Source organism: Geodermatophilus sp. SYSU D00691, from assembly GCF_054050275.1.
This window is the reverse complement of the sequence record NZ_JBJGYZ010000049.1, coordinates 26,890-33,109: the sequence shown is the minus strand read 5'-3', so window position 1 is coordinate 33,109 and position 6,220 is coordinate 26,890. Positions and strand designations below refer to the sequence as shown.

The following is a 6,220-nucleotide window of genomic DNA, read 5'->3' as shown; positions in this document are numbered from 1 at the left end:
GGGGGACACGCTGCCGCCCCCCCGCGCGGCGGCGCCCCCCGCCCGCCGGCCGGGCGGGCGCGGCGCGCCCCCCCCCCCCCCCCCCCCCCCCCCCGCCGCCGCCTGGCAGGTGGCCAGGTCGACGGTGCCCAGCCGCGCGCCCACCGCGGCCACGGCGGACGCGGCGCAGGAGAGCGACGTGATGCCGAGTCCGACCAGCACGACGGCGAGCAGGGGGTCGGCCGCCGCCTCGCCGCACACCCCGACCGGCTTGCCGCTCCGCTGCCCGGCCTCGGCGGTGATCCGCACCAGCTCGAGCAGCGCCGGCTGCCACGGGTCGGTGAGGTCGGCCAGATCGGCCGAGAGGCGGTCGGCCGCGAGCGTGTACTGCGAGAGGTCGTTGGTGCCGATCGACAGGAAGTCGACGTGGTCGAGCAGCCGCTCGGCCAGCAGCGCGGCCGAGGGGACCTCGATCATCACGCCGGGCACCAGCCCGCGGCTGCGCACGAGGGCGGCGAACTCGGCCGCCTCCGCCTCGGTGGCCACCATCGGCGCCATCACCCAGGGGGTCGACCCCGTGCGCCGGGCCGCCTGCGCCACCGCGTCGAGCTGGCGCTCGAGGATGCCGGGATCGCGGCGCGCGGTGCGCAGCCCCCGCACCCCGAGCGCCGGGTTGGCCTCGTCGGGCAGCGTGGCGAAGGCCAGCGGCTTGTCCGACCCGGCGTCGAGCGTGCGCAGCACGACCTTGCGGCCCTCGAACGCGGCGAAGACCTCGGCATAGCCGGCCGCCTGCTCCGCGACCGACGGCTCCTCGGCGTGCCCGAGGAAGGCGAGCTCGGTGCGCAGCAACCCGACCCCCTCGGCGTGCGCCGCCACGGCCGCGCGGGCGCCGGCGCCGTCCTGCACGTTGGCCAGGACCTGCACCGCGTGGCCGTCCTTCGTGGTCGCCGGCCCGCGGTACCCGGCCAGCGCCTCGGCGGCGACGCGCGCGGCCGCCAGGCGCGCCTGCGCCTCCGCCGGCTCGGGGTCGACGGTGACCGTGCCCTGCTCGCCGTCGAGCAGGACCGTCACCCCGGCGGGCACGTCGTCGAGGCCACCGACGGCGACGACGCAGGGCAACCCGAGCTGCCGGGCGATGATCGCCGTGTGGCTGGTCGTGCCGCCGAGCCGGGTGGCCAGCCCGACGACCCGCGCGGGGTCCAGCCCGGCCGTGTCGGCCGGGGCCAGGTCGTCGGCGAGCAGGACCGACGGCACGTCGGGCACCGGGACGCCCGGCTCCCCCTGGCCGGTCAGCTCGGCCACGATGCGGTCGCGGACGTCGCGGACGTCGGTCGCGCGCTCGGCCATGAGACCGCCCAGCGAGGTGAACAGGTCGACGAACTGCTGGGCCGCCTGGACCGTGGCGACCTCCGCGCCCGCGCCGGCGTCGATCCGCTGCTCGACCGCCGAGAGCAGGCCGCGGTCGCGGGCGAGGCCCGCCGTCGCGGCGAGCACCTCGGCGCTCACGCCGGTCGCCGCCGCCGCCCGGCTCTCCAGCCGCCCGGCCACCGTCGCGGCGGCCGCGGCGAAGCGCTCCTTCTCGGCCGGGCGCCGCTCCTCGGCCACCGGGGGGCCGTCGTCGGCCGGCAGCCGGACGGCACCGGACGGCCGGACCACCGGGCCGAGCGCGACCCCCGGGACGACGGGGGTACCGGTGAGCACGGCCGGACCCGAGGTCGGCGGCAGCGAGTCGGTTCCAGGGGCGGTGGTGGGCACGGGGCGCTCCTCCGTGGGGTCTCGGTGGGTGGGGACGCCGTCGTCCGTCGGTGACCAGGGTCACGAACAGGTCTTGACTTGTCAACAGATCGGGCATAGAACAACACCACTCCACAAGCAAAGCCACACGACCGGACATCCGGGGTGGCCCGCACCACCGAGGGAGGGACGGCATGTACCCCGAGGAACGCCAGCACGCGATCGCCGCGCTGGTGGCCGAGCGCGGGCGCGTCCAGGTGGCCGCGGTGGCCGAGGAGTTCGGCGTGACGACGGAGACCGTCCGTCGCGACCTGGCCGTCCTCGAGCGGGCCGGGATGCTCCGCCGCGTGCACGGCGGCGCCGTCCCGGCCGGCGCCCTCGCCCTGGTCGAGACCGGTCTGGGCGAGCGCCACGGCACCCGCACGGAGCAGAAGCGCAAGATCGCCGCGGCGGCGCTGGACCTGCTGCCCGCGGTCGAGGGCAGCGTCCTGCTCGACGGCGGCAGCACCACGGCCGCGCTCGCCGACGTCCTGCCCGCCGACCGCCGGCTGCTCGTCGCCACCAACTCCGTCCCGATCGCCACCCGGCTCTCCGCCTCGCCGGGGATCACCCTGCACGTGCTCGGCGGGCGGGTCCGCGGGATCACCCAGACGGCGGTCGGCGACACCACCGTCCGCGCCCTCGCCGACCTGCGCACCGACGTCGCCTTCCTCGGCACCAACGGGATCAGCACCGGGCACGGCTTCTCCACCCCCGACGAGGCCGAGGCCGCCACCAAGCGGGCCATGGTCCGCGCCGGCCAGCGCAGCGTGGTGCTCGCCGACAGCAGCAAGCTCGGCCGCGAGCACCTGGTCCGCTTCGCCGCGATCGAGGACGTCGACGTTCTGGTCACCGACGCCGAGGCCGACCCGGCCGCGGTGGCGCAGCTGGAGGACGCGGGGATCGAGGTCGTCGTCGCGTGATCCTCACACTCACCGCCAACCCGAGCCTCGACCGCACCCTGGCCCTGCCGGGACCGCTGGAGCGCGGCGGTGTCGTCCGCCTCGGGGCCAGCTCGACCGAGCCGGGCGGCAAGGGCGTCAACGTGTCGCGCGCGGTGGCCGCGGCCGGCACCGACGTCGTCTCGGTGCTCCCGGCCGCCGACGACGACCCGATCGTGGGCGCGCTGCGCGCCCGCGGCCTGCGGCTGGCCACCGTGCCGGTGGACGCCCCGGTGCGCACCAACTACACGCTGGCCGAACCCGACGGCACCACCACCAAGCTCAACGAGCCCGGCGTGCCGCTCGACGGCGGCACGCGGGCGGCCCTCACCGCCGCCCTGCACCGGCACGCCGCGGGTGCCCGCTGGGTCGTCCTCTCCGGCTCGCTACCGCCCGGCACGCCGGTCGACTGGTACGCCGACCTCGTCCGCTCGCTGCGCGACACCGGCGCCCGGATCGCCGTCGACACCTCCGAGGCGCCGCTGCGGGCGCTCCTGGACGCCGGCCCCGACGCCGCCCCGGACCTGCTCAAGCCCAACGCCGAGGAGCTCGCGCAGCTGGCCGGCCTGCCGGAGGCCGCCGTCCTCGCCGACCCGCAGGTCCTGCTCTCCGCGGTCCGCGCGCTGCACGAGCGGGGCGTCGCCGAGGTCCTGCTCACCCTCGGGGCCGACGGCGCGCTGCTGTCGACGCCCGAGGGGCTGTGGTCGGCGCGGCCACCGGCCGTCGCGGTGCGCAGCACCGTCGGCGCGGGCGACTGCAGCCTCGCCGGCTACCTGCTCGCCGACCTCGGCGGCAGCCCGCCGGCCGAGCGGCTGCGCACCGCGGTCGCGTACGGAGCGGCCAGCGCGTCGCTCCCCGGATCCGCCGTTCCCACCCCGGCCCAGGTGGACGGTCCAGCAGTTCGGGTCACGGCCGGGTTCGCCGGCACCAGCACCGCTCCGGTCCCGGCCGCCGGCCGGGACACCCGCTGACCTGTTCCAGGGGGAACGCTCCATGCCCGCTCTGATCACGACCGACCTGGTCGCGCTGGACGCCGACCTGGGTGCCGACAAGGACGCCGTCGTGCGCCGGCTCGCCGCTCTCGTCGCCGGCGCCGGCCGCGCCACCAGCGCCGAGGCGCTGCACGCCGACGCGATGGCCCGCGAGGCCCAGGCGCCGACCGGCCTGCCCGGCGGCATCGCCATCCCGCACTGCCGCTCGGCCGCCGTCACCGAGGCCTCCCTGGCCTTCGCCCGCCTGTCGCCGACGGTGGACTTCGGCGCGCCCGACGGCCCGGCCGACCTCGCTTTCCTCATCGCCGCACCGGCGCACGGGGACGCCGACCACCTGACGCTGCTCACCGCGCTGGCCCGGGCGCTGGTCCGGCCGGAGTTCGTCGCCTCCCTGCGCTCGGCGGCCACCCGCGAGGAGGTGGTCGCGCTGGTGCAGGAGGTCGTCTCCCCCGAGCCGCAGCCGGCCGCCGCGCCGGCGGCGGCCGCTGCGCCCACCGCCGCGCCGCCCGCCGCGGCTGCCGCTGCGGCGCCGCGGCGCAGCCTGGTCGTGGTCAGCGCCTGCCCCACCGGCATCGCGCACACCTACATGGCCGCCGACAAGCTGACCGCCGCCGGGCAGGCGGCCGGCGTCGACGTGCACGTGGAGACCCAGGGCTCCTCCGGCGCCACCCCGCTGGACCCGGCGGTGATCCGCGCCGCCGACGCGGTGATCTTCGCCGTCGACGTCGGCGTGCGGGACCAGGGCCGCTTCGCCGGCAAGCCGGTGGTGCAGAGCGGCACGAAGCGCGCGATCAACGAGCCCGAGAAGATGGTCGCCGAGGCCCTCGCCGCGGCCGAGGACCCGAACGCCCGCCGGGTGGCCGGCGGCGGTGCCGGTGCCGAGACGGCGAGCACCACGGCCGGGCGGCCCGGCGTCGGCTCCGAGATCCGCCGCTGGCTGCTCACCGGCGTGAGCTACATGATCCCGTTCGTCGCGGCCGGCGGCCTGCTCATCGCCCTGGGCTACCTGCTCGCGGGCTACCAGATCCAGACGCCGGTCAGCGACGGCGGTCAGACCTACGGGCTGACCTGGGTGCTGAACAACTCCCTGTTCCAGCTGCCGGCCGACCCCGGCATCGAGGGTCTCCGGGGAGGACTGCTCGGCTACCTCGGTGCGGTCTGCTTCGTCCTCGGCGGGGCGGCCTTCGCCTTCCTCGTCCCGGCGCTGGCCGGGTACACCGCCTTCGCGATCGCCGACCGGCCCGGCATCGTCCCCGGCTTCGTCGTCGGCGCGGTCTCGGTGACCGTCGGTGCGGGCTTCCTCGGCGGCCTCGTTGGCGGCATCATCGCCGGCTTCGCGGCGCTGTGGATCAGCCGCTGGAAGCTCCCCGCCGGGGTCCGCGGCCTGCAGCCGGTCGTGATCATCCCGCTGCTCGCCACGCTGATCTCCAGCGGTCTGATGGTCATGGTGCTCGGCCGGCCGCTGGCCATCGCCCTGGAAGAGCTCGGGGACTGGCTCAACAGCCTGACCGGCACCGCGGCGATCGGGCTCGGGATCATCCTCGGCCTGATGATGTGCTTCGACCTGGGCGGCCCGGTCAACAAGGCGGCCTACGTCTTCGCCACCACGGGCCTCACCGCGGCGATCGCCGGCGAGGGCGGCGAGCAGCAGCTGGTCATCATGGCCACGGTCATGGCGGCCGGCATGGTGCCGCCGCTGGCGATGGCCCTCAGCAGCACGATCCTGCGCCCGAAGCTGTACACCGCCGCCGAGCGCGACAACGGCAAGGCGGCGTGGCTGCTCGGTGCCTCGTTCATCTCCGAGGGCGCCATCCCGTTCGCGGCCGCCGACCCGCTGCGGGTCATCCCCTCGATGATGCTCGGCGGCGCCACGACCGGCGCGATCGTCGCCGGCGCCGGCGTGGAGCTGCGCGCCCCGCACGGCGGGATCTTCGTGCTCTTCGCGATCACCGGCGTCTGGATGTTCCTCCTGGCGATCGTGGTCGGCGCCGTCGTCGGCGGCGTGGCGGTCACGGTGCTGAAGAGCCTCGGCCGCAGCGACGCCGAGGAGGCACCCGAGGACGCCGTCGACCTCGAGCACGCGCACACCCCCGTGGGCGTCGTCCCCCCGAGCGCGGCCACCACCTGACAGGTCCCACCCGGTCCCGTTACCGTCCCGACCAGCACCGTTCGCGAACGAGGAAGAGGCATCGATGCCCAGTCAGACCGTCACCGTCGGCTCCCGGGTGGGCCTGCACGCCCGTCCGGCCGCGCTGATCGCCGAGGCCGTCGGCAAGTCCGGCGTCCCGGTCACCCTGGCCACGCCGGGCGGCAACCCCGTCGACGCGGGCTCCCCGCTGATGATCATGACGCTGGGGGCCAAGCAGGGGTCCGAGGTGATCGTGAGCAGCGACGACCAGACGGTGCTCGAGCGCATCGCCGGCATGGTCGCCCAGGACCTCGACGCCGACTGAAGGACCCGGCTGCAGCCACGAACCGACGGCCCGTCCCCTCGTACGAGGGGACGGGCCGTCGTCGTGTTCGCGGCCCCGCAGC

At 76.6% G+C, this 6,220-nt stretch carries 5 protein-coding genes; 4 read left to right on the top strand and 1 reads right to left on the bottom strand.

All coding sequences use genetic code 11. The features are described 5' to 3' along the window. On the bottom strand, positions 1–1,734 hold a 1,734-nt coding region (locus ACI797_RS25530; protein ID WP_456862722.1), incomplete at its 3' end, for a phosphoenolpyruvate--protein phosphotransferase. 173 nt (positions 1,735–1,907) lie between these two features. On the opposite strand from ACI797_RS25530, the gene ACI797_RS25525 reads away from it, so the two are divergent. The 4 genes from ACI797_RS25525 to ACI797_RS25510 all read left to right on the top strand — a co-directional run bounded on the left by ACI797_RS25525 (position 1,908) and on the right by ACI797_RS25510 (position 6,138). After that, positions 1,908–2,675 carry a DeoR/GlpR family DNA-binding transcription regulator gene (locus ACI797_RS25525; RefSeq protein WP_456862720.1) on the top strand — a complete coding sequence of 256 codons (768 nt, stop codon included), beginning with the start codon at positions 1,908–1,910 and terminating at the stop codon, positions 2,673–2,675. Continuing rightward, positions 2,672–3,664 carry a 1-phosphofructokinase family hexose kinase gene (locus ACI797_RS25520; RefSeq protein WP_456862717.1) on the top strand — a complete coding sequence of 331 codons (993 nt, stop codon included), beginning with the start codon at positions 2,672–2,674 and terminating at the stop codon, positions 3,662–3,664. The genes ACI797_RS25525 and ACI797_RS25520 overlap by 4 nt, the downstream gene beginning before the upstream one ends. 22 nt (positions 3,665–3,686) lie before the next feature. Beyond that, positions 3,687–5,813, top strand: coding sequence for a PTS fructose transporter subunit IIABC (locus ACI797_RS25515; RefSeq protein ID WP_456862714.1), 2,127 nt, complete (start codon positions 3,687–3,689; stop codon positions 5,811–5,813). 64 nt (positions 5,814–5,877) lie between these two features. Further along, positions 5,878–6,138 (top strand): HPr family phosphocarrier protein, encoded by a 261-nt coding sequence (locus ACI797_RS25510; RefSeq protein ID WP_456862711.1) that lies wholly within the window; start codon positions 5,878–5,880, stop codon positions 6,136–6,138. Positions 6,139–6,220 lie beyond the last annotated feature (82 nt).

Bases quoted from the DNA above. Each gene is read 5' to 3' on its own strand.
- ACI797_RS25525 (WP_456862720.1), top strand. From the start codon at position 1,908: ATGTACCCCGAGGAACGCCAGCACGCGATCGCCGCGCTGGTGGCCGAG.
- ACI797_RS25515 (WP_456862714.1), top strand. From the start codon at position 3,687: ATGCCCGCTCTGATCACGACCGACCTGGTCGCGCTGGACGCCGACCTG.
- ACI797_RS25510 (WP_456862711.1), top strand. From the start codon at position 5,878: ATGCCCAGTCAGACCGTCACCGTCGGCTCCCGGGTGGGCCTGCACGCC.